The 23,281-nt window shown below is 40.7% G+C and carries 20 protein-coding genes; 3 read left to right on the top strand and 17 right to left on the bottom strand.

The features are described from left to right. Positions 1 to 371 precede the first annotated feature (371 nt). Together R7P69_RS10670 and R7P69_RS10675 are read right to left on the bottom strand one after the other, a co-directional pair. Entirely contained in the window at positions 372 to 794 is a 423-nt protein-coding gene (locus R7P69_RS10670; RefSeq protein ID WP_005384868.1) for a DUF805 domain-containing protein, read from the bottom strand. Between the two features lie 162 nt (positions 795 to 956). Beyond that, complete coding sequence (locus tag R7P69_RS10675; protein ID WP_017820736.1) at positions 957 to 1,304, bottom strand: 5-carboxymethyl-2-hydroxymuconate Delta-isomerase; 348 nt, start codon at positions 1,302 to 1,304, stop codon at positions 957 to 959. 269 nt (positions 1,305 to 1,573) lie between these two features. Here R7P69_RS10675 and tpiA point away from each other — a divergent pair, with 269 nt between their 5' ends. Then, a complete protein-coding gene (gene tpiA, locus R7P69_RS10680; protein WP_005384863.1) occupies positions 1,574 to 2,344 on the top strand; it encodes a triose-phosphate isomerase in 771 nt (256 codons plus the stop codon). 95 nt (positions 2,345 to 2,439) lie between these two features. Here the strand turns inward: tpiA and R7P69_RS10685 are convergent, their stop codons facing one another. The 13 genes from R7P69_RS10685 to wecB form a co-directional block, all read right to left on the bottom strand. Next, positions 2,440 to 3,606: a nucleotide sugar dehydrogenase gene (locus R7P69_RS10685; protein ID WP_047101868.1), complete on the bottom strand. Its 1,167-nt coding sequence runs from the start codon at positions 3,604 to 3,606 to the stop codon at positions 2,440 to 2,442. A gap of 151 nt (positions 3,607 to 3,757) precedes the next feature. After that, positions 3,758 to 5,857, bottom strand: coding sequence for a YjbH domain-containing protein (locus R7P69_RS10690; protein ID WP_213885607.1), 2,100 nt, complete (start codon positions 5,855 to 5,857; stop codon positions 3,758 to 3,760). 168 nt (positions 5,858 to 6,025) lie between these two features. Continuing rightward, the gene (locus R7P69_RS10695; protein ID WP_158157165.1) at positions 6,026 to 8,014 is read right to left on the bottom strand and encodes a polysaccharide biosynthesis protein; all 1,989 of its coding nucleotides are present in this window, start codon (positions 8,012 to 8,014) and stop codon (positions 6,026 to 6,028) included. Between the two features lie 275 nt (positions 8,015 to 8,289). After that, on the bottom strand, positions 8,290 to 9,465 hold the full coding sequence (locus R7P69_RS10700) for a DegT/DnrJ/EryC1/StrS family aminotransferase (RefSeq protein WP_238952187.1): 1,176 nt from the start codon (positions 9,463 to 9,465) through the stop codon (positions 8,290 to 8,292). A 33-nt stretch (positions 9,466 to 9,498) separates the two neighbouring features. Beyond that, positions 9,499 to 10,128: an acetyltransferase gene (locus R7P69_RS10705; RefSeq protein WP_047103861.1), complete on the bottom strand. Its 630-nt coding sequence runs from the start codon at positions 10,126 to 10,128 to the stop codon at positions 9,499 to 9,501. Beyond that, positions 10,121 to 10,732, bottom strand: a complete 612-nt coding sequence (locus tag R7P69_RS10710) for a sugar transferase (protein ID WP_047103859.1) — start codon at positions 10,730 to 10,732, stop codon at positions 10,121 to 10,123. The genes R7P69_RS10705 and R7P69_RS10710 overlap by 8 nt, the downstream gene beginning before the upstream one ends. Continuing rightward, positions 10,716 to 11,975, bottom strand: coding sequence for a glycosyltransferase family 4 protein (locus R7P69_RS10715; protein ID WP_275269519.1), 1,260 nt, complete (start codon positions 11,973 to 11,975; stop codon positions 10,716 to 10,718). The genes R7P69_RS10710 and R7P69_RS10715 overlap by 17 nt, the downstream gene beginning before the upstream one ends. Beyond that, a complete protein-coding gene (locus tag R7P69_RS10720; RefSeq protein ID WP_238952185.1) occupies positions 11,976 to 13,130 on the bottom strand; it encodes a hypothetical protein in 1,155 nt (384 codons plus the stop codon). A 4-nt stretch (positions 13,131 to 13,134) separates the two neighbouring features. Then, on the bottom strand, positions 13,135 to 13,920 hold the full coding sequence (locus R7P69_RS10725) for a hypothetical protein (protein ID WP_238952184.1): 786 nt from the start codon (positions 13,918 to 13,920) through the stop codon (positions 13,135 to 13,137). Positions 13,921 to 14,227: 307 nt separating this feature from the next. Next, positions 14,228 to 15,289: a polysaccharide pyruvyl transferase family protein gene (locus R7P69_RS10730; RefSeq protein WP_238952183.1), complete on the bottom strand. Its 1,062-nt coding sequence runs from the start codon at positions 15,287 to 15,289 to the stop codon at positions 14,228 to 14,230. Continuing rightward, positions 15,270 to 16,112 (bottom strand): glycosyltransferase family 2 protein, encoded by an 843-nt coding sequence (locus R7P69_RS10735; protein ID WP_238952182.1) that lies wholly within the window; start codon positions 16,110 to 16,112, stop codon positions 15,270 to 15,272. Before R7P69_RS10735 ends, R7P69_RS10730 begins: the two co-directional genes overlap by 20 nt. Beyond that, a complete protein-coding gene (wecC, locus tag R7P69_RS10740; RefSeq protein WP_238952181.1) occupies positions 16,113 to 17,378 on the bottom strand; it encodes a UDP-N-acetyl-D-mannosamine dehydrogenase in 1,266 nt (421 codons plus the stop codon). A gap of 20 nt (positions 17,379 to 17,398) precedes the next feature. Beyond that, complete coding sequence (gene wecB, locus R7P69_RS10745; protein ID WP_238952180.1) at positions 17,399 to 18,523, bottom strand: non-hydrolyzing UDP-N-acetylglucosamine 2-epimerase; 1,125 nt, start codon at positions 18,521 to 18,523, stop codon at positions 17,399 to 17,401. Positions 18,524 to 19,405: 882 nt separating this feature from the next. On the opposite strand from wecB, the gene R7P69_RS10750 reads away from it, so the two are divergent. Together R7P69_RS10750 and wecA are read left to right on the top strand one after the other, a co-directional pair. Further along, positions 19,406 to 20,731 (top strand): MBL fold metallo-hydrolase RNA specificity domain-containing protein, encoded by a 1,326-nt coding sequence (locus tag R7P69_RS10750; RefSeq protein WP_238952179.1) that lies wholly within the window; start codon positions 19,406 to 19,408, stop codon positions 20,729 to 20,731. 137 nt (positions 20,732 to 20,868) lie between these two features. Then, positions 20,869 to 21,945 (top strand): UDP-N-acetylglucosamine--undecaprenyl-phosphate N-acetylglucosaminephosphotransferase, encoded by a 1,077-nt coding sequence (gene wecA, locus R7P69_RS10755; RefSeq protein ID WP_054574221.1) that lies wholly within the window; start codon positions 20,869 to 20,871, stop codon positions 21,943 to 21,945. A 78-nt stretch (positions 21,946 to 22,023) separates the two neighbouring features. Here wecA and R7P69_RS10760 read toward each other — a convergent pair whose 3' ends face one another. Continuing rightward, the gene (locus tag R7P69_RS10760; RefSeq protein WP_054574220.1) at positions 22,024 to 22,737 is read right to left on the bottom strand and encodes a WecB/TagA/CpsF family glycosyltransferase; all 714 of its coding nucleotides are present in this window, start codon (positions 22,735 to 22,737) and stop codon (positions 22,024 to 22,026) included. Then, entirely contained in the window at positions 22,730 to 23,275 is a 546-nt protein-coding gene (locus R7P69_RS10765) for an acyltransferase (protein WP_054574219.1), read from the bottom strand. Before R7P69_RS10765 ends, R7P69_RS10760 begins: the two co-directional genes overlap by 8 nt. Between the last annotated feature and the right edge of the window lie 6 nt (positions 23,276 to 23,281).

Below are 23,281 nucleotides of genomic sequence, written 5' to 3' on the forward strand. Positions count from 1 at the left end.
TAAAAATCTCGTAACAGCAAGCTCCTATTCTTTCCCGTTCACCTAAACCACCGTACAATCGGATGATAGATTCTGAATCACCTCGTTCCTCGCTGTTCAGAATGATGATGACTTTAACAGCCTCCAAACCAAAAAGGATCGTCATTCTAGCGAGCCTTAGCGAGACTAAAAATCTCGTAACAGCAAGCTCCTATTCTTTCCCGTTCACCTAAACCACCGTACAATCGGATGATAGATTCTGAACCACACTCGCACCTCTCTGTTCAGAATAACGATGACTTTATCAGCCTCTAAACCAAAAAGGAGCGTCATTCTAGCGAGCCTTAGCGAGACTAAGAATCTACTTTCAGCACGCAGGATACTTGAAGCAATTACTCCGGCTCAGGGCCATATTGGTTTGGTCCTGATGTTCCCTTTAAGAACCCACATTCAATTAGAATCCATAAACCACAAATCAGAGAAATGGAAGCGACGAACATCTGTGGGGTCGACGGCTCTTGCGCGGCAGGGCTGGTCATTGGCGTGGCAATTCGTCCGATAATCAACGGAATATTCAGTGCTAGCCAATATATCGATTTGTTGCGGTCGTGCCAACGCTTGGTGGTGATCGCCAAATCAGGGATCAACAGAACCACCAAGAAAATAGGAAGAAGCACATAGGAGAGAGTAGGAAGCAGTTGGCTGATACCGGCACCAAAGCCTAGAATGGACACATAGTAAATGACGTTCCAAATCCAGTAGGTTTTACGGTTTATACGTCCTTGAAAAGAAAACAGTAACTCTTTAGTCGACATCAAATTTTACCCCAAAGTAGAAAGGTTATAGATTAGCCGAGTCGATATAGTTTGGAAAGGACACCGATAGCTTGGGTGCCCACAACGACCTTACAATAAGCAGAGCCAGGCTGAGAATTCGTAACAATAACCCCTCGCTATTCTCGGGCAATCCAGCACCACCTAGTTCACTACCTTTTGGAAGCTATCTATATCCATGTCTCGGATATTGACCGTTAAACTGTGCACGTGACTAGCTTGCTCTTGAAGTGTCGCCATCAAGGCTCGTGACAGTTCTCGCTTTTGTTCTTGGGAGCGACCAGATAACAAATCAAAGTTGATATGGATAAAGTCGAGGCTATCACCCTCCTCTCCTATTAACCAATTGTGGCACCGGAGCGTTCTAGATTTCACTGACGCGAGTTCAAAAAGGCCACTTTCTAACGCCGTTTTATGTAAATCCTCCAGCAACCCCTGAACATTGACGCGTTCTTCCACCGAGTTTGAATACTCTAAAACGAGATTTGGCATTTTGATTCCTTTCTACAACAATTAATTCCAGCGCGTAGTAATACCAATCTCAGCAGCAATTTCCGAGGAATGAACTATCATTCTGTCTACGCGATCACCAATCGGTTGCTTTTGACAAAAATAACAGGATCGATGCTTGGTCGAATCAACAAATAAAGCCGGACAAGACATGACGCCAATCATGATCTGTTCACATTATTCTGTTATATTCCTACGTAGATTTTTTACATTAATTGACTATTTACATTAAAGATAAGGGAGATATTCCTATGCGTCGTCCTGTAGTGATGGGTAACTGGAAACTAAACGGCAGCAAAGCAATGGTAACTGAGCTGCTAACTGGTCTTAACGCTGAACTTGAAGGCGTTGAAGGTGTTGACGTAGCAGTCGCTCCACCAGCACTTTACATCGACCTAGCAGAGCGCGTAATCGCTGAAGGCGGTAACAAGATCATCCTAGGTGCTCAAAACACTGACCTAAACAACAGCGGTGCGTTCACTGGCGATATGTCTCCAGAAATGCTGAAAGATTTCGGTGCTACTCACATCATCATCGGTCACTCAGAGCGTCGTGAATACCACAACGAATCTGACGAGTTTATCGCTAAGAAATTCAACTTCCTAAAAGAAAACGGCCTAACACCTGTTTTCTGTATCGGTGAGTCTGAAGCGCAAAACGAAGCTGGCGAAACTGAAGCTGTATGTGCACGTCAAATCAACGCAGTTATCGACACTTACGGTGTTGAAGCTCTAAACGGCGCAATCATCGCTTACGAACCAATCTGGGCTATCGGTACTGGTAAAGCAGCAACTGCTGAAGACGCACAACGCATCCACGCTTCTATCCGCGCACTAATCGCAGCGAAAGACGAAGCAGTTGCAGCACAAGTAATCATCCAATACGGCGGTTCTGTTAAGCCAGAAAACGCTGAAGCTTACTTCTCACAACCAGACATCGACGGCGCTCTAGTTGGCGGTGCTTCTCTAGACGCGAAAAGCTTCGCAGCAATCGCTAAAGCAGCGGCTAAAGCAAAAGCTTAATCTCGTTTTTACTGAGAGTAAAAATAACAAAGGGATGCATCATGCATCCCTTTTTGTTTGTGTATTAGATTACACACGATCATCTTAACTAAAGTCTAATCACTACCAAATAGGTCTCGCGTGTACACCTTATCAGCCACATCAGTAAGTTCTTCAACCATACGGTTAGAGACAATCACATCGGCGCTTTGTTTAAACTCATTCAGGTCGTTGATTACACGTGAGTTAAAGAACTCGTCTTCCTGAAGTACTGGTTCATACACCACCACTTCAATACCCTTTGCCTTGATACGCTTCATAATACCTTGAATAGACGAAGCGCGGAAATTATCTGAGCCAGCTTTCATTATCAAACGGTATATCCCAACCACTTTAGGTTCTCGTTTGAGAATAGACTCAGCAATAAAGTCTTTACGAGTGCGATTGGCTTCCACTATGGCCCCAATAATACTGTTTGGGACATCTTGATAGTTTGCACGAAGTTGCTTGGTATCTTTTGGTAAACAATAACCACCATATCCAAATGAAGGATTGTTGTAGTGGTTACCAATACGGGGGTCCAAACCAACACCTTCGATAATTTGGCGAGAATCAAGATTATGCGCCTCAGCATAAGAATCTAACTCATTGAAATAAGCTACGCGCATTGCAAGGTAAGTATTTGAGAACAACTTAACCGCTTCAGCTTCTGTAGAATCAGTAAACAAAACTGGGATGTCTTCTTTTACCGCCCCTTCAACTAGAAGATTGGCGAATGTCTCAGCACGTGCACTGCGCTCACCAACAATGATGCGAGATGGGTGGAGGTTATCGTAAAGTGCTTTGCCTTCGCGAAGAAACTCTGGCGAGAAAATAATATTTTCACAACCTAACTCTTGCTTAATGCGTGCAGTATAACCCACAGGCACTGTAGACTTAATTACCATTACAGCATTTGGATTAATCGCCATTACATCTTTTATCACCGCTTCGACGGAAGCCGTATTAAAGTAATTGGTTTGTGGGTCATAATCCGTTGGCGTTGCTATAACAACAAAATCAGCACCTTTGTAGGCGAGCTCTTTGTCCGTGGTAGCAGTAAAGTCTAGTTCTCGATTAGACAGAAAATCTTCAATTTCTTTATCTACAATGGGTGAACACTTGTTGTTAAGCAACTCAACTTTTTTTTCTACAATATCAAGTGCAACAACTTGGTGGTTTTGGGCTAACAACATCGCATTAGAGAGCCCGACATACCCCGTACCGGCAACCGCTATTTTCATTCCAATACCCTAATCTTTAGTTCTTATATCAGAATATCAATAGTTTTAATTTTTGGATAGTGAAACAATATTGTGCAACCTAAGCTTCATACATTAGAAAATAAAAAAGCGGCACATTGGCCGCTTTTATACATCGTACTGTTCTATGGGTTTAGTCTAACTGAGTTGATAAGTAACGCAGGTAGGCGTTACGTAAGCGAATCTTATTCTCTTCAAAGTAATCGCTACCATAACGACCACGGTTGAAGTAACGACGTAGCATGCTGTTGTCCATGATAAGCTCATCACCTTGTCCATCACTTAAGAAATTGACGTCATTGCCTACTCGCGTCATCACATTAAAGTCATAAGCTTCGTTACCTCGAACCTGCAATAAGCCAGGAGACATATCACGCCAAGGTGTTAGTGGTAGCTTGACTGACACAGCGACAAACTGCTCTTCATCAGTATCTTTGTACTTAGTAACCTGATAAGTAGCAGAAACCTCAATATCCTCAAACCAATGCGATGTTGTTAGCTTAGCACCAACATCGCCCCGCCAAAACTCACCCGCTGTCGCGTTAAACTGCCAATCCCATTCGGGCATTGAAAAAGTATAGCGAGCTAGCGAAGTTTGACGATCGAGAGTTTCATAGCCATTTTCATCTTTCTCATCGACGTGCTGGAAGTAGCTCATTTCCAAACTCAAAGCGTGCGCACCAGACTGAGAAAACCATGTAGACTCACTTCTCGCGCCAATATAATCTGTTTTCGCCAAACCGATGGATACTTGGTTCGCAATATCGACATAAGGTAAACGGAAGAATTGGTGCAGCATTGCGCGTTCGATATCATTTTCGTAAGCACTATCCTCAAAGTATCCCCATTTTTCATAATCGTCAGTTTCCGCTAACGGCAAAATATGGCGAACATCGACAGCCGCGCCAGACCAAAGGTAGGTATATAAGTTGCTCGACATCGCAAAAGAGTAGTCATAAACACCAAACTCGGTCGCAACGGCATGACGAACCATTGGTGAAAAGACAAGTTGAGAGGCTAGTGCGCCGCTATTTACGCGCTCTGTTTTCCAGTTAACCAACTCAAGTTTTTCGGCTAAATCTCGTGTCGTGAACTTAATATCCTCGCACGCAGCAGAACCATTGATAAAACTCTGATAGCACGTTGAATTCACTTGCACGCTCACAACGGGCTTTTGGTTTGCGAGCATAAATAGCTCAATACGCTCTGAATCACCACCCACTTCTGATACCGCGTTTTGACCTAGGTGGCTAGAGATGATCCCCATAGCAACACCTAAACCATCTACTTGGTTATGGTTATAACGACGGTTTTCTAGCGCCACTACGGTTGTTTGATTCAGCAAACCGATTTGAATATTCACAAAGCCTTCATTACGAAGCGCGCTCACTAAAGCAGAGATAGAAGCCTCTTTAGCTTTATTCTGCTCCAAAGACAGCTTTTCCATTAACGTGAGATTATTGCGCGAGTAATCGCGAGAACGTGTATACCCAGTAACTAGAGGTACTGAAAGTGCCGCGTTCCAAATATTTTGTTCATCAGTATTGTGGCCAGAGTAAAGCTGATAACTGAGCGAGGCTGTCACATCATAAGGCAATGTGCCTTGTGGGGTAAAAAGCTTGACCGAAGAGTTAAACTCCACTGCGTCGTATTCTCCGCTAACCTGCAAAAAGCTCAATGGTTGATATTCAATACCACCGAACGGGCCATCCATCACACCCAATCCGATATCAGAAAGCCCATAACCTGCAGAAACGCGAACCGGAGCAAAGCCGAACGAGTAATCTGCAACCGCATATTTCGTACTGAACTGATTGGCTGAGCCACCTAAGTCCTGAATACCTAGAGCAAAGTCGAGATTCTCCGAACCCCAAAAGTTAGGGACCTGATACTTGAAAGACATAGATAAATCACGGGTATCACCACAATCGTAAAAACAATTTGAAGTATAGTCATCCGTTACAATTCTTCCGTGAGCTTCCAAGCCATCAAACATACCGAACGAGAATTTTAGAGAATCTAAATCTTGAACTGCCGTCCTAAATGGTAAGCCTTGAGCGTAGGTAAAAGAAAAATCGCCGTAATTTAAAGACTGTGCATTGGGCGTAAAAGTCAATCCGGTAAAGCTTTGGTTCGAAGGCAGCGTCGCCAACTCCTGAGCGGTAAGAGAAGTACTTACCAGTAGCGGCAGCGATAATGCTGCTATCCCTGTTTTTATCGTTTTCTGTGCCATCAGTTTTAGCCACTGTTAATGTATTGAATACAGAAAAAGGCACTCAGAAGTGCCTTTTTGAGATTACGACATGTTCACGTTACGCTCGTAGTAAACAAATCACCACTGCGAGTACCAAGACAACATATCTTATTAATTTTTCTATTATTTACCAACCAGACAAAAGCATCAAGTTTCACTTGCATTACTTTGCTTTGGTTCAAAAGTATATAACTCCGCAGTGCGAGTATTTTGCTTCCATACGAGATCTTCAATGCCGTCCACCGGATTAAAGCCTGTAGGAGCATCGAGTAACAAGCGACGAATCACTTCGTGTTGGAAGTTGTGACAGGCGACATCGAGCTTGTCGATTAAGATTTCATACTCCTTTAGTGGTAGGTAACTTTCTTGCGCGGTCATAATACGTGCGTGTGCCGTTTCGGAAACATTGTCATCTCCAATCAACAGCTCTTCATATAACTTCTCTCCCGGTCTCAAACCTGTGAAGAGAATCTCTATATCGCCATGAGGATTGTTTTCATCTTTAACTTCGAGCCCTGACAGGTAAACCAAGTTCTTCGCTAGATCGACAATCTTAACGGGCTCCCCCATATCGAGAACAAATACATCGCCACCTTTACCCATCGCCCCAGCTTGAATAACCAACTGGGCCGCTTCTGGAATTGTCATAAAGTATCGAGTAATGTCTTTGTGGGTGACCGTAATAGGTTCTCGCTTCTCAATCTGTTTTTTGAATACAGGAATTACCGAGCCAGACGAACCCAAAACATTACCAAAGCGCACCATGCAGAAACGCGTACCCAGATTAGGGTTGCTCTCACGAATTCGGTTTTGTTGCTGTGCCAACGCCTGTAGACCCAACTCAGCCATACGTTTAGTCGCACCCATCACGTTCGTTGGTCTAACAGCCTTATCAGTAGAAATAAGAACAAAATTCTTCACACCTGCATCAATCGCCGCTTGCGCTGTATAGTAAGTGCCAAACACATTGTTTCTTACACCTTCAACAACGTTGTACTCCACCAGCGGAACATGTTTGTACGCCGCAGCATGGTAAACCGTGTCCACCTCGAAGGCTTTCATGGTAGTTTCTAAGCGATTTTGTCTCTGCACAGAGCCAACCAATGGAACGACGACAATGCTCAGATTGTTAGCTTTAATGATTTGACTCAATTCACTGTGCACCTGATACAACGCAAATTCAGACAGTTCAAATAAGATCAATGATTTTGGCGAGTAGTTTAAAATCTGACGACATAACTCAGAGCCAATTGAACCACCAGCTCCCGTCACCATCACTACTTGATTCTTGATGTTCGCTTCCATTAATACTTGTTGCGGCTGAACAGGGTCTCGACCTAACAAATCACCAATCGGAACCTCTTTCAGTTCATCAATTTTCGCCTTACCCGTAAGGATATCTTTCATATCTGGAACGGTTTGGATTTCAACAGGCAGTTTAGAAATTCTATCTAAGACTTCCTTACGACGTTTGTTTGAAGCGCTAGGAATAGCAAGTAAGATTTTTTTTACTTCATACTTTCTAATCGCCTTCATCGCGTTATCCGCTGTATAGACTCGGTAACCCATTAGCATTGTGTTTTGAAGCGTTTTGTCTTCGTCGACAAAGCCAATAACTCGGTAGGTTTCTGATTGTCGCAGCGCAAACGCAAGCTCACGACCGGCACTACCAGCACCATAAATAAGAACTGGCGCTCCAGCTTTGTGTACCGATTGAGCAACCAAGCTCCTTACCAGCAGACGGCTAGTCCCTACTCCGATCGCAAGAAAAGCGGCATAAATAAAAGGAATCGAGCGTGGTAGTTGGGCATCAAATGCGAAAGCAAAACTGGCCACACAAAGCGCAGATAGAATCGTACCCAACCCGACGACTGCCAGAACATGAAAGCCTAAATAGCGTAGCACCGCTCGGTAGAGGCCAAACGAGACAAAAACAGCAAGAGTACAGACAATGGTTGCCAACAATACATAGTTACTGCTTATATCTGGAAGTGGGCGGAATTCACCAATGCGAGACCAATAAGCAAACATAAAAGCAGCAGAGATAATAAAGAAATCCACTCCGATACTAATAAGGCGCTTTTGATATCTCGGTAAAGACCAAATGACGTTAAGTTTGGAATTATTTTCAATCATGACAGTATGTAAGCCTCATTACCCCAAGTTTATTTTTAGAGTTTGGTGGTAATGCTAGTTAATATTATGAGATAGCCTGAGCAAAGATTATACAACCTGATGATTATGTATAGAACCATTAATTGCATATTATCTCACTGCATCGCATCTTTTAAGCAATCTGCGTAGCAGACATTTTACATTTTCATCAAGTGGTGGGACGCTGTTACAGGAAAACATAAATAACGACATATTAAAGCACTATTATTTATGCGTCCCACTTAGACTGAACTGGTTTACTTCTGCGCTTCTAACAACACTTCACGGATCACACCGCACGTTTTAGCGACTTCTTCTGACGATAATGTTGGATGAACCAAAAACATTAAACTGGTTTCACCTAACAGCACTGCATTCGGCAAACGTTTTTCTGGTCGCCATGGCGTATTATCAAATGCTTTTTCTAAATACACCTCAGAGCAGCTACCTTGATAAGCCGGAACACCACGTTCCACAATGGTTTCCACAATGCGATCTCTCGTCCAGCCCTCTGCCAAATGTTTAGGCTCAACAAAAAGGTAATGTTTGTATTCAGCGTGCTGCGAATGCTCAGGCACGTGAACGCGTCGAACGATATTGAGATCTGCAACAGCCTCATCGATTTGTGCCGCATTGGCTTGGCGTTTTGCCGTCCACTCTGACATGCGAGTCAATTGAATACGACCAACCACAGCTTGTAGCTCAGTCATACGCCAGTTGGTTCCAAAGCTGTCGTGCAACCAGCGAAAGCCTGGTGGATGCTGACGGTTATAAATCGCGTCATAGTTTTTACCATGATCTTTGTAAGACCACATTTTTGACCACAAATCTTTATCATTCGTGGTCACCATGCCACCTTCACCGCCTGTCGTCATGATCTTATCTTGACAGAATGACCAAGCACCAATGTGACCAATTGTGCCGACACTGCGGCCTTTATATTTCGCGCCATGTGCTTGAGCACAATCTTCAATAACATAAAAACCATGTCTTTCTGCAAGCGCCATGATGTCATCCATTTCTGCCGGCATACCAGCCAAATGAACAACGATGACCGCTTTAGTCTTAGGAGTTAGGACCGCTTCAATCGACGCTGCCGTAATGGCTTGGCTATTGAGATCCACATCAGCGAACACAGGGTTGGCGCCAGCCGTAACAATAGAAGACGCAGAAGCAAGGAACGTTCTAGGCGTCGTAATAACCTCGTCCCCTTCACCAATCGCTAACGCTTTAAGCGCGACATCAAGTGCAAGGGTACCATTGCTTAGTGCAACAGCATGATCACATCCAACCCAAGCTGCGAATTCTTTTTCGAACTCACGGCACTCACTACCCGTCCAGTAGTTTACTTTGTTTGACAGTAGTACACGACTAACTGCGTCGGCTTCTTCTTGAGTAAAAGAAGGCCATGGAGAAAATGGAGTATTAAGCACGATGCCACCTAAATAAAAATTATTCTGAGAATGTTATTTTGAGTTTACGAGCTGTGCAGGCGTACCCACAACAGTTTGCAAGTCTGGTACATGGTTCAGGACAGTCGCGCCGGCTCCTACCATTACGCCCGTACCAATGGAAATAAGTTGTTTAACTTGGCTTCCGATACCGAGCCAAGAACCTTCCCCGACAGTTACCCCGCCCGCAAGATTACAACCAGGGCTAACATGTACGCCATCCGCTAAATGGCAGTCATGATCTATCGTTGAGGCCGTGTTAATAATGCATGCTTTACCAACTTTGACAAAAGGATTGATGACAGCACCAGCCATGACCACCGTACCTTTATCAAGCTGACTATGCCGACTAATTGTGGCCCTAGGGTGCTCTAGTACAGAGAATTTAGCGCCAGCTGTACTGAGCTGATTCTGCTTTTCTAACCTGATTTTATTATTGCCGATGGCTATCACCGTTAGATCAAACTGCGCCGCTATCTTTAACAAGGTTTCGGAATTCCCTTTGACTGGCCAATGCTCCACATTTTGCAACCCTGGCCAGCGATCATCAAAAAACTCAATGTTTGTATAACCATTTAGCTCCGCAATTTCAGCAACGACTTTCCCGTGACCACTAGCGCCTAAAATTGCGCAAGTTCTATTCATGGACTTCGCTCTGCTTTGATTGACCAGTAAAAGGTTCTATCGTGACATGGCCATCTGCCGATATTCCTTCCTTCACAAACACTTTTTTAACGGTTAGGAACAGAATTTTGATATCTAGCCATAGGTTACGATTATCGACATACCAGACATCGAGCTTAAACTTATCTTCCCAACTAATCGCATTACGCCCATTAATTTGAGCCCAGCCCGTTACGCCAGGCCTGACTTCGTGACGTCTTGCTTGCTCTTTACTATAAAGCGGTAAGTACTGCATTAATAAAGGACGTGGCCCCACTAAACTCATCTCACCTTTCAATACGTTCCACAACTCCGGAAGCTCATCGAGACTTGAATTTCTCAATTTGTCTCCGAACGGAGTCATTCGCTCGGAATCAGGAAGTGGATTTCCTTGTGAATCGACTGCATCTTTCATGGTACGGAACTTAACCATTTCAAATGGTTTGCCATGCAAACCAGGACGTGTTTGACGAAACAACACGGGCGAGCCTAAGTTCTTGCGTATTTTCCAAGCTACGAGCGCGATAATCGGTGAAAGTAAAATAAGGGCAAATAAAGAAGCCGTGAAATCAAATGATCTTTTCATTATTTACCTCTGCAGATTTCACATCTGTTTGAGCCGTTCCTACTACCCACTGAACCCATTTATCAGCTAACAACTGACGGTCAAACTGACTTTCAGCAAGCTGTCGAGCGGATGCCCCCATGTTAACAAGCGCCTCTCGATTATCTACCGCCTGCTCTAGGGCATTTGCAAACGCCTGCGGATTTTCCGGAGCCACAGTAAAGCCACACTGAGAATCTTCTATCATCCCTGCTAACCAACCTGGGTAGTTATTAATCACAGGGAGGCCCGCAGAAATATAATCGAAAAATTTATTCGGAGATGTTCCGTAATAAAAAGCAGGGATATTTGCCAACACTTGCATTCCAACATCAGCGCTTGCCATCAAACCCGCCAACTTCTGCTTATTTACAGGAGGGTGAAATACAACGTTATTCAGCTGCATCTCTTTAGCTTTCGCCTCCAATTGTGGTTTTAGCTTACCTTGCCCCACCAAAACTAACTTAATATCGTTTCGGCCACGGCTTTGTAACTCTGTCGCTGCATCTAAGACAGCATCCAAACCGTTCGCCATACCATGAGTGCCAGTGAAAACCGCCATCAAATCTTCTTGCGCGACACCTTCTGGTCGCCATGGCTCGCTTGGTTGAGTAAAGATGGAGAGATCACAGCCATTGGGCACCATCGCGATTTTGTCTTTAGGTACTCCACGCTTCTTGATTCCCTCGACAATGCCAGGAGAAAGGCCAATACATCGATTCGCACTGCGATAAGACGCCCATTCTAATAGAGACATCAAACCCAAAATGATAGGGTTTGTAATTACCCCCATTTCTTTTGGTAATTCAGGCCACAAATCCCTTACTTCAAATACAAACGGCTTTCCACGTAACCAACGTGCAAAAATACCTGGAATACCCGCTGTTAATGGTGTTGTTGTTGCAAACAATACATCGTATTTCTCTGTAAAAGCTAAGCCGATACTTTTGAGTGCAAACTTAACAAATGTCATGCTTCTTTTAAGAAAGCCATCTGAGTTGGAATACGCCAAATCAAACTCAATGATGCGGATACCATCGACGACGCCCTCACGTTTGCCACCAATAAACTCTGACTCTAACCCTGTCTCTCCTCCACCATATGTGCCACATACCATAGTGACATTATACCCATGGTGAATTAGGCGCTTTGACATCTCGTAGGAACGTATTCCTGTGGAACCTTTAGGTGTTGAAAAGTGTTGGTGAAAATAAAGAATATTCATTTAAAATACCGATACTGGGTTAAAATTATGCTCTTTTTTAACTTTCAATAAAAGGATTACATTCTGAAAAATCATAGCTAGAAGATAAGAAACAGTTACTCCTAGTAAATTAAAACCTATAAGTAATACACATAAAAAAGAGAAAAAAGCAAATGATAGTAATAAAACCCTACTAACAAATGTTTGATAACCTGTCATAGTTAAAACACTAGCAACACATCCCGTAGCAGAGTTAAAATAAGAACCAGTCATAAAAATCAACGCAGGATAATACAACCCATCACTTAGACTAAAATAATCAATGTACAACCCCAAAGTAGAAAACATGATTAAAAACACAAGACTAGATATCCAAAATAAATATTTATTAACCTTTATAACATAATTTGGAAATTCATCTACATATCCATGAGACATAAATGCAGTTCTGATTCTGTGTGAAACAAACTGATTAATAGAAATAAAAACAAAAGAGATAACAAATCCATATCTAGTTATAGCCACATAATTAGCTAGAGAGTCATAACCATACATCTCGCCAACAAACAAATTTGACAGATAGTTAAATGATATTGGAACAAAAGCTATGATAAAATAAGAAGGAGCGATAAAATAAAACAGGATAACAAATTTTTTTACTCGTAGTAATAAGAACCTATCTTTAAAAATATATAAAAACAAAAAAAATGGAAACAAAAGAGAAAGGCAAAGAATATAGTAAACATTATGCGAAAAAAAACTTCTCAAAAGAATAAATATAAAAACCCACCCAGCACTTCCAAAAAACAAACCCCAAAATAATCTGTAATTGTTATATAAATACGTCGAACATAAACTTATTACAGAAAAAGCCAAAATACACAGCGCTAAAGACAATGAAACAAAATAGTCAAATATGAAATTTAACACCATATAGACCAATAATGTATTAAGTACAAAAAACACTAAAAGCGATGTATTGTAAGCAGAGTTAAATCTAGATAGCCTCAATTTAAACTTAGCGTTTCTTTTTATAAAATCAACATCCAAACCAAGCTTAACAAATACCGAAAACACAACAACAAGACTAAAATAGTACGTAAACTCACCAGAAAACTCACTGCCATAAACTTTCATTAAAAATAAAGGCAGAAATGCCAATAGTAATGAAGACATAGATTTAAACAATATTATTGCTATATATTTTTTCATTTTTTCTAGACACAAAAATATAATAAATTGGAATTGTAAAAACGATTGGCATTATAAAGTAGTTATCTAATAACCTTCCAGAAAACTGCGAACCGATAAGGATAGGAAGAGAAATAATGAATATCGATTTTATCTCTCTATCCTTTGTTAAAAATGGAACTATAAATGTAAAAGAATAGAATAACGAAAATAATACAAAGGCAAAAAAACCATGATAGAACAAAATTTCTGCAAATATATTATGCGGATAATTCCCAACTAATTTACTAGGAACTTCTAACCCAAAAAAAATCTCACTAAACTTAGAGTCCATAAATGAATAAACCATACTCAACTTATCAAGCCTAACGTTGCTGGATTCAGATTCAGAGGAAAAATAAAATGCTCTGGAGCTTAGAACATAATCAAAATCAACAAAAAATAATACAGGAATTATAATTAAAGGGATGAATTTAATTAAACTTTTAAGTCTAGCAAAGAAAAACAAGCCACTAAAGAGCATTGCAAACATAACAACAATCCCACCTCTTGAGCCTATTTTTAAAATACAAAAAAAAGTCACACCAGTAATAAAAATAAAAGAGAAATATTTACTATTTTTTAAAAAATAGATTAGAGCGACTCCATAAAAAAACAAAACCACTCGATATAATATCGTAGGACCAAAGATAAAACTCGTTCTATTAGTTTGACTTGGATTAACAATAACTATAACAAAGAACACAAAAATCAAGAGCAACGAAGCAATTGCCAAATTTTTGTTAGGCTCCTTGAATAAATCGATATATATAGAAAAGCAAAAAAAAGCAATAAGAGAAAAAACAAAAGAATGATAATACCCATCCTCTAGAAATTTAATCGGAGAACTAATTACGCACAACAATAAAAAAAATAGATACACTAAGATAGCATAGTAGTTCTCTTTTTTTTCAAAACGAATAAAATAGATAGAAAAGATAGATACAACATAAAACAAGTAGACGTTTAAATCTGATACGTAGTAGTCACCAGAAAATATCAAACAAAAGATAAAACCAAAAAAAATTATAGATTTTAAATTTCTAAGATAATGCATAGTCATTTCGCAAATCTCTGATATGACTATAAACAAGATCAGAAAGATCTATATCAACATTCATTAAATCCAAATTATCAATATTATTAATAAACTTAAAAACGTCACCATAGTTCAAATGCTCTCTAGGAAAACCAACTTTAACTAGTAGCTCTGTACATTTTTCTTGATATTCAAACAACGCTACTTTTCTCCCATATGCAATTCCTGTAATAGCCCCATGCAACTTTGTAGTTACGATATATTCTGATGATGATATAATAGATACTACATCTTCTATATTTTGTTCCCAATAAGATATAAATTTAACATTAATCAATAAGTCAGAGTGTTTTTTAAGTTCAGAGAAAACTCGTTTTGAAAACTCAAAGTCAATTTTTTCCGTTGCAAGAACAATGATCTCATTGAAATTTTCTCGCATATCAACAATTTTATTTACAATCAATTCATAATCCAACACATTGTGAATTGCCAATAGTAACCTTCCGTTAACTCTATCTTTGTGTGGAATGATTTTTGGTAGGCAAAATGCCATATCTTGACTAGCAATAAAATTCACTTTTATCTCAGAACTTTCTAGAACTTCAATAGATGAATGATCCCTAACAAAAACTTTATCAAATTTAGATAATAATTTAAGGTATTTATTCTCTTCATCCTTAGACGAAAAAGGTCCAACTGAAACACCAAAGGCATATAACTTTGAATTGAACACATTAGCGGAATCGACCAATATTTTTCTTTGTTTGTAAGATGCATATTTACCAAAAACAGAGCCACCTCCAAATACAACATTTTTAAATAAAACGGGTGTTATTAAATTTGAAACCACTCTAGACATTAACCCTATTTTGTTTTTTTTGTTAATGTGTTTATAGATAATTGAAGGGCGAAAATAATTTATATTCCTTTCACTTCTAACATTTCCATTTATTATTTTGCAGTCGTCACTTAACAAGTGGGACATTATAAGACAAAACAAATCATCACCATAATTTCCTTGACCATAATATCCAACCACACCCCAATTACGCATTTTTAATTCCATGTTTAAATTTCCAAGCAATACTAAATAAACATTCACCACCAAGCCAAAAAATAACACCTTTCATACCGAGGTGCTGGAAAGATTTATTGATACTTAAGCGGCGGGAAAAGACTCCCCTTAGAAGAAGGCTGTTTGTTACTTTATTTCTTATATATGTTTTTTCTAATTCTGGAATATTAACTTCATATAGAGATAGTTTTAAGACAGGATGTTCATCAACATCATTAATTTTAGGACAATAATCATAGTATGCGATATTTTTATCGACATACTTTGATTTATACTTACATAACAACCTAAACCATAAGTCTGTATCTTCACCTATTTTAAAATCTTCTCTAAATTTGTTAGCCTCCAATACAGCTTTACTCGAAACGATTGTGTTAGTATTTGAGAACTTCTTATCAAAGAATTCCAAGTACAATTTTCTTTCAACATTAGGCTTAGGGCTTAATTTTCCATTTATGATATAACCAAAACAATAAACATCATATTCACTTCTAGATATTTCATTGTGCACCACAACTCCAGCATTGCCCAAGTAATAATCATCAGAATCTAGAAATATACAATACTCACCAGAAGACATATTTACACCAAAATTTCTGCTGTAGCTAACTCCTTTATTAGTGTTGTTTTTGAATATTTTCATATTATCTAACTCTAATTCTAATTTTTTTAGAACATTAAAGGTATTGTCTGTAGAGCAGTCATCAATAACTATTATTTCACTTAGATTTTTTTTAAATGACTTACAACTTTCAACAGCCCTTTTTATAGTTTTTTCCGCATTATAAGCGGGGATAATAATTGATATTTTCATTTACCAAATACCTTTAGTATCGATAGTAATTCCAGTTTGAACAGGATTTCCCTTAAACTCTTTATGATCAACTAGTAGTACTTGAATATCCGCTTCTTTCGGTGCGACTTCAAAGTCCATTAGCTCAACATGTTTAAGTTTATCTGGAACTGCATCAATGTTTGGTTCTACTGCAATAACACGACCTGCATGCATTTCGGCAATTTTTTGTGTAATTGCCATTGCAGGGCTTTCACGCAAATCATCAATATCAGGTTTAAAGGCCAAACCGTAACAAGCAACCGTCACCTCGCGGGCTGTTTTATCTGGGTTTGCTTGTAAAAACTCGGCAATGGCCAGTTTTACTTTATTAATTACCCACTCCGGTTTGCCGTCATTCACTTTACGTGCCGTGTGGATAATTTGTGCTTCTTCTGGTGTTTTTGACACAATGAACCAAGGATCAACTGCAATACAGTGGCCACCTACACCAGGTCCTGGCTGAAGGATGTTTACGCGAGGGTGGCGGTTCGCCAATGCGATCAATTCCCATACATTGATGTCTAGCTTGTCGCAAATGATTGAAAGTTCGTTAGCAAAAGCGATTTGAACATCACGCGAGCTGTTTTCTGTCAGTTTTGCCATTTCCGCTGTGCGCGCATTTGTCACGACACAATCACCTTGCACAAAAGTACGGTACAACTCCACTGAGCGCTCAGAGCAGCGAGTAGACATACCACCAATAACGCGATCATTTTCTACCAATTCACGAACAACGTGGCCAGGCAATACACGCTCCGGACAGTGAGCGATATTAACATCCGCTTGTGCACCATGCGTTTGTGGGAAAGTCAGATCACCACGAGCTTCAGCTAGCCAAGCGGCCATTTGCTCTGTGGCCCCCACTGGTGACGTAGATTCAAGAATAACGAGGTCACCTTTTTTAAGAACGGGGGCAATGGCTTTACTTGCCGCTTCAATGTAAGACAAATCAGGCGCTGGTACTTCGCCTTCTTTACATGGCAAAAATGGCGTTGGGACCGCAATCAGAAATGCATCTGCTGGCTCTGGCATTGTGGTTGCTTTCAAGTAACCTTCAGACACTGCTGCACTTACGATCATATCGAGATCCGGTTCAACAATATGGATTTTGCCTTGGTTGATGGTATCAACTGCATGCTGGTTTACATCAACACCTATTACCTTTTTCTTACGTGATGCAAACATGGCTGCGGTTGGCAAGCCGATGTAACCTAAGCCAATAACTGAGATTGTTTCAAAAGACATAATTTTTCCTAACTAAATGATTATTTTGCTAATTCTTCTAGAATACGCTGACATGCTAGACCATCACCATAAGGGTTGTGTGCAAAGCTCATCGCTTGGTAAGCCTCTTTGTCATTCAGTAATACATCTAAACCAGTGACAATCTTATCTACATCTGTACCCACTAGCTTTACTGTGCCCGCGGCAACGGCTTCTGGTCTTTCTGTTGTGTCACGCATAACTAATACAGGTTTGCCTAGGGAAGGCGCTTCTTCTTGGATGCCGCCAGAGTCGGTAAGAATGATATGTGCTCGACTCATTAGGTAGATAAATGGCAGATATTGTTGAGGCTCGATAAGATGCACATTATCTACGTTTGACAGAATGCGATTTACTGGCTCTCTTACATTCGGGTTTAGATGTACTGGGTATAAGATCTGTGCTTCAGGGTGGTCTTGCGCGGTTTTAGCTAAAGCTTCACAAATGCGTTCAAAACCGCCACCAAAACTTTCGCGGCGGTGACCAGTAACCAAAATCAGTTTTTTGTTTTCATCAAGCATTGGAAACTGGCTTGCCAATTGTTGGTTAAGCGCGCTGTCGTTATCAATTTTGTCTTTAACCATCAATAGAGCATCGATAACGGTATTACCTGTGATGCTGATATTGTCTGAATTGATGCTTTCTTGTAGCAGATTGTGTTGCGAGGTTTCTGTAGGAGCAAAGTGATAGGTAGTTAACGCACCAGTTAGTTTTCGGTTTGCCTCTTCTGGCCATGGCGAGTAAATATTGCCAGTGCGCAGACCTGCCTCTACATGGCCCACGGCAATTTGCTCATAGTAAGCTGCAAGGCTTGCAGCAAAGGTAGTTGCAGTATCACCGTGTACAAGCACTACATCTGGCTTAAACTCCTGAAGTACTGGTTTAAGTTCCAGTAAGATACGGGCCGTTACATCGTTCAGTGATTGACCAGCCTTCATCAGGTTAAGATCGTAATCAGGCTTAATTTCAAATAACTCTAAAACCTGATCCAGCATTTCTCGATGTTGAGCGGTAACGCAGCACTTAGCGTCAAATCGCTCATCATTTGCAAGCGCATGAACTAGAGGAGCCATTTTTATGGCTTCTGGACGTGTACCGAATACGGTGAGAATTTTCTTTTTAGACATTGTAAATAACCTAGGCCAAAGAATAGGACGTTGATGTGAATAATCGCGAGTGATGGACACAACACTTCTTCTTATATTAAAAAGCAAAAAAGCATTGTTGCCGGACAGCACAATAACCCCAGAGGAAAAGACACGAACGAATGCGCCACAAGTGCGCAAGCGATACCTTTGGGAAACATAAATCTAGGTAGATAATTTAGGCGGGTCAGTCATTTTCGCAAAGAAGAAGCTCTTGTGAAGACTGTGGTTGATAGGTATTGGTTGATAAACCTGATGCCTAGCCATTATCTTTTTAAAACAGTGTTCATTACTGTTTTGTCCTCCTCTGACGTAACAGGAGGTGCTTTAAGTGTTTGTTTGAAGTCTCTATTTTACTTATAGAGCCTTGCCAGAAATGCAACAGTGTGCTTAATTGTATTTATTGTCTGGCGACATTTTTATGTCACTCGGAGAACTTTTTTTGCTTTTTGGCACGCTACCGCCCTTAGGTCTGGCTCCTAAAGGCAATGCATTTGTTTTTTTATCATTTGTGCTCAAGGCAAAGGATTGTATAGCAAACAGGTTGCAACGAAAAGCACAACACTGACAAAAAAATGGCTTTCTTATGACAACTGGCCAAAATGCAAACTGTCAGTTTGACAAGAAGATCGTAAATTCTGCCTACCTAAAACGCGTTTTATAATACGCATTTATTCATTTTTATTTATTACAAAATGCAAAAAGTTGACCATGTGGAATATGCATCACAATTTAGTGCAACTAAAAATACCATTTGACACTCTCCTAGCATTTTGACTCCTACTTTTGTGTTTATCTGGCTGGTTGCCTCTCCCTCTTCTTTCTTGAATTCATTACATTGATGCTCATGAAAAGGAGATCGTTATGAAAGTACTTCATCATGGTGGGAAGAATACGGTGACAGGCTCTTGTCACGAACTGCAACTCGAGCACGGGAGCATTTTGATCGACTGCGGATTATTTCAGGGTAAGGATGCATTGGTAGGCCGTCATGACCGTTCGATGGCGATAGAATTTTCCTTAGCCAAGGTAAAAGCACTGGTGCTGACTCATGCTCATATTGACCACATAGGCCGATTACCGTGGTTACTCGCTGCGGGTTTTAAAGGAAAAATTTACTGCACACAAGCTACTGCTGAGTTGGTCCCTCTTATGCTAGAGGATGGATTAAAGCTGCAGCTGGGTTTAGGCAAGCATCAAAGACAGCACATCTTAAATCTAATTAAGCAGCGATTGGTGCCGTGCCGGTACAACACATGGCTTCCTCTTAAGGGGTTGGCTTATTTACGCTTTCAACCTGCGGGCCATATTTTAGGCTCTGCTTATTTGGAATTTAAACTCTCAAATAATGACGTAATTGTATTCTCCGGCGATCTCGGCCCAAGTGATACGCCTTTACTTCCTGATCCTAAGCCACCAGAAAAAGCGGACTATTTGTTTATCGAATCGACCTATGGTGATAAGCATCATGAAAGTGTGAAAAGTAGAAGTGCTCGGCTGCTTTCTATTGTCGAACATGCACTGGAAGATGGTGGTGTGATTGTTATTCCTGCTTTTAGTGTAGGTAGAACACAAGAACTGTTATTCGATATTGAACAGCTTTTGTACCAGGAGTCTTTACATGGAGCCCTACCGATTATTCTTGATTCGCCTTTAGCACGGAAGGTGACAAAAACTTATCGGCGCTTTAAAAAGCTTTGGGGTAAAGAAGCGAAGCAGCGTTTGGAGCAGCAACGTCACCCTTTAGCGTTTGAACAATGTATTACGATCGAGACTCATGCTGAACATATGAGATTGGTGAATCGTCTGGCGAGCACGTCTGAGCCAGCTATTGTGGTTGCGGCTTCTGGGATGTGCGAAGGTGGTCGAGTGGTAAATTATCTTAATGCGTTGTTACCAGATAGTCGTAATGATTTGCTGTTTGCTGGCTATCAAGCGGAAGGAACGCTAGGGAGAGAAATTCAAGAAGGGGCGAGTGAGGTTGATATCGAAGGAAAGAAAATTAAAGTGAAAGCTCAAATACATACGATGTCTGGCTATTCTGCTCATGCAGATCAATCTGATCTAATTCGATTTGTAGAAGGAATTAATCCGCCGCCAAAAGAAGTGCATTTGATTCATGGTGAAAGAATGGCAAAAGCGGAGCTGTATCAACATTTTGCCAGGAAAAAAACGAACATTGTGCTTTAATTTACTGATAAGTAAATCAGGAGAAATAGTGTAAAAGTAACGTTTTGCTACCATTTCGTTGCTTATTTTCTCCTTGAGATAGTTACCTTGTCGGTTAAAATAGCCGTCGAATAATTACAATGGCAGTTGGCACTATTATGTTTCTGGAACTTCTATTTATCTTCTTTTCTTCGTTTGCCACTTTGTTTCTCATGCGTAAGGTTGCTAAGTCGGTTGGCTTAGTCGATAAACCAAACGAAAGGAAGTTACATGAAGGTGCTGTTCCACTTATCGGTGGGATCTCTATCTGCATTGTTCTTATCCAGTTTCTCACCTTTAAACCACAAGTTATCGAATACAGTTGGCTGTATGTATGTTCTATCGCACTCTTAACGCTTATCGGAGCCATCGACGATAAGGTCGACTTGAGTTTCAAGATACGCATGGGGGTTCAGGCTGGCTTGTCTTTAGTGATGATTCATATTGCCGGTATTGAACTGCACAGTTTAGGAAACATGTTCGGTTTTGGTGAAATCAACTTAGGTTGGACTGGCATTGTGATTACAGTGTTAGCGGTGATAGGTGCAATCAATGCTTTTAATATGGTAGACGGCATTGATGGTCTTCTGGGTGGGCTTTCTATTGTAACCTTTGGCGCTCTTGCCTATTTATTGAGGGTAGACGCCCAACACGGCTTAGCTTACCTCTGTGTGGTAATTATTGTTGCCATGCTGCCGTATATTTTCATGAACTTGGGTATTTTAGGGCGCGCTCGAAAAGTATTTATGGGTGACGCAGGCAGCATGATGATTGGCTTTACAGTTATTTGGCTGTTGCTCGGTGTCAGCCAAGCAGAAAGCAAACCTTTGATGCGTCCAGTAACAGCATTGTGGTTAATTGCGGTTCCGTTGATGGACATGGCGGCCATCATGATTCGCCGCGTTCGCCGCGGGGATTCGCCATTCAAACCTGACAGAGAACACTTGCATCATATTTTCCAACGTATGGGTTTAAGCTCGAAACAAACTCTTGTTGTGATTTGCCTGATTGCATCTGCATATGCGGCATTTGGTATCTATGGTGAATTGACCGGTCTATCTGAAGCTATCATGTTCTATACCTTCATCGCCTGTTTTGTGGCTTATTGCTTTATTCTGTCTTACGTTTGGCGCATCACCAGTTATGTGCGTAGCAAGCTGGGAAAGCCTGAAACAGTTACGATTTCAAATAGCTAACTCTTTGTAATATAATTTGAAATCAAAAAAATGCCCGCAACACCGTGGGCATTTTTCTATTTATACAAGAAAGTAAAATTAAGCTTTCTTTGTCACCACTAGAGACAAGTATTTAACAAGCTTAATTTGACGTGTAATTCTTGTCGGTTGGCATATTAAACGGTAAAACCACTCAAGGTTGTACTTCTGAGCCCATTGAGGAGCACGTTTCACTCGATCCGTGAACACATCGTAAGTACCGCCTACCCCCATGTAGAAGGCATCTGGATAAACTTCACGACATTTGTTAATAAAATTCTCTTGTCTAGGAGAGCCAAGTGCCACCGTTATGACTTTCGCTTTGCTTTCCTTAATTCTGTTTATAAGCTCCGCTTCATCTTTAAAATAGCCATCGCAAGCATCAACGACATTAACATTAAGTTCTTGTTTTAACTTATCAACGGTCTGTTGGTTAACCTCTGGTTTAGCGCCAACGATAAATACTGGCACACTCAGCGGTGCAGACCCTTTCATTAGCTCCAACCATAAGTCACAACCAGGAATTCTCGCACTTGGGCAGCCGCGCCTGGACATGACCAAAGAAACCCCAGCCCCATCTGGATAACGAATGCTCGCAGACTCTAGGATTCTCTTTACATCAGCCTGTTCATAGCTTGATACGATTTTTTCAGCATTCACGGCAACAGCAAAGCCACTAACAACATTTCCCTGATGTAAGATAGAGTCAACAGCGTGATCCATACTGTCGAATGCAGAGATATCTAGCCCACCAATTTTGCATGTTTTATTCATTTTCGCACTTCTTTTCTGTTTCTTGGGCACTTCTATATTTAATTACTTTTGCTGGTACACCACCAACAATTGCATAACTTGGGACGTCTTTTGTCACCAGCGAGCACGCACCAACAATTGCACCCTTCCCAATAGTAATGCCATGCTTTATAACAACATTTCTACCGATCCAAACATCATCCTCAATAACTGGCGGAAGGCCAAACACATCTTCTTGATCAACCATCGGAATATCTAATCTTTCATAACTATGCGTGCTGGAAAGAATTGCTACGTTTGGCGCAATCATTACATTGTTGCCTATTGTGGCACTTTGAATGAAGACATTCTCGTTGATGCGGACGTTATGACCGATTTTTAACTCAGAAGCGTTGGAGATGTAAATTCTATTCTCTAATCGGTTTTTTGGATGTGCCGTTACAACTTTTAATACTCGAGTCAAGTACCAGCAACGAAGTTTACTAAACAGTGGCAAGTATCTTGAGTTAGGTAAGTTGTAGAAAAATAAATAATAAATTACGAGCTTTAACTTTTTCATAGAAGT

Source organism: Vibrio sp. 661 (genome assembly GCF_033339315.1).
In the GTDB taxonomy this organism is placed as follows: Bacteria; Pseudomonadota; Gammaproteobacteria; order Enterobacterales; family Vibrionaceae; genus Vibrio; species Vibrio alginolyticus.

What these genes read in the sequence shown, in the direction of transcription:
- R7P69_RS10715 (WP_275269519.1), bottom strand. Translation starts at nt 11,975, where the DNA reads ATGAATATTCTTTATTTTCACCAACACTTTTCAACACCTAAAGGTTCC.
- R7P69_RS10685 (WP_047101868.1), bottom strand. Translation starts at nt 3,606, where the DNA reads ATGAAAATAGCGGTTGCCGGTACGGGGTATGTCGGGCTCTCTAATGCG.
- R7P69_RS10720 (WP_238952185.1), bottom strand. Translation starts at nt 13,130, where the DNA reads ATGTCTTCATTACTATTGGCATTTCTGCCTTTATTTTTAATGAAAGTT.
- wecB (WP_238952180.1), bottom strand. Translation starts at nt 18,523, where the DNA reads ATGTCTAAAAAGAAAATTCTCACCGTATTCGGTACACGTCCAGAAGCC.
- R7P69_RS10695 (WP_158157165.1), bottom strand. Translation starts at nt 8,014, where the DNA reads ATGATTGAAAATAATTCCAAACTTAACGTCATTTGGTCTTTACCGAGA.
- R7P69_RS10730 (WP_238952183.1), bottom strand. Translation starts at nt 15,289, where the DNA reads ATGGAATTAAAAATGCGTAATTGGGGTGTGGTTGGATATTATGGTCAA.
- R7P69_RS10750 (WP_238952179.1), top strand. Translation starts at nt 19,406, where the DNA reads ATGAAAGTACTTCATCATGGTGGGAAGAATACGGTGACAGGCTCTTGT.
- R7P69_RS10760 (WP_054574220.1), bottom strand. Translation starts at nt 22,737, where the DNA reads ATGAATAAAACATGCAAAATTGGTGGGCTAGATATCTCTGCATTCGAC.
- R7P69_RS10735 (WP_238952182.1), bottom strand. Translation starts at nt 16,112, where the DNA reads ATGAAAATATCAATTATTATCCCCGCTTATAATGCGGAAAAAACTATA.
- R7P69_RS10705 (WP_047103861.1), bottom strand. Translation starts at nt 10,128, where the DNA reads ATGAATAGAACTTGCGCAATTTTAGGCGCTAGTGGTCACGGGAAAGTC.
- wecC (WP_238952181.1), bottom strand. Translation starts at nt 17,378, where the DNA reads ATGTCTTTTGAAACAATCTCAGTTATTGGCTTAGGTTACATCGGCTTG.
- tpiA (WP_005384863.1), top strand. Translation starts at nt 1,574, where the DNA reads ATGCGTCGTCCTGTAGTGATGGGTAACTGGAAACTAAACGGCAGCAAA.
- R7P69_RS10670 (WP_005384868.1), bottom strand. Translation starts at nt 794, where the DNA reads ATGTCGACTAAAGAGTTACTGTTTTCTTTTCAAGGACGTATAAACCGT.
- R7P69_RS10765 (WP_054574219.1), bottom strand. Translation starts at nt 23,275, where the DNA reads ATGAAAAAGTTAAAGCTCGTAATTTATTATTTATTTTTCTACAACTTA.
- wecA (WP_054574221.1), top strand. Translation starts at nt 20,869, where the DNA reads ATGTTTCTGGAACTTCTATTTATCTTCTTTTCTTCGTTTGCCACTTTG.
- R7P69_RS10710 (WP_047103859.1), bottom strand. Translation starts at nt 10,732, where the DNA reads ATGAAAAGATCATTTGATTTCACGGCTTCTTTATTTGCCCTTATTTTA.
- R7P69_RS10690 (WP_213885607.1), bottom strand. Translation starts at nt 5,857, where the DNA reads ATGGCACAGAAAACGATAAAAACAGGGATAGCAGCATTATCGCTGCCG.
- R7P69_RS10675 (WP_017820736.1), bottom strand. Translation starts at nt 1,304, where the DNA reads ATGCCAAATCTCGTTTTAGAGTATTCAAACTCGGTGGAAGAACGCGTC.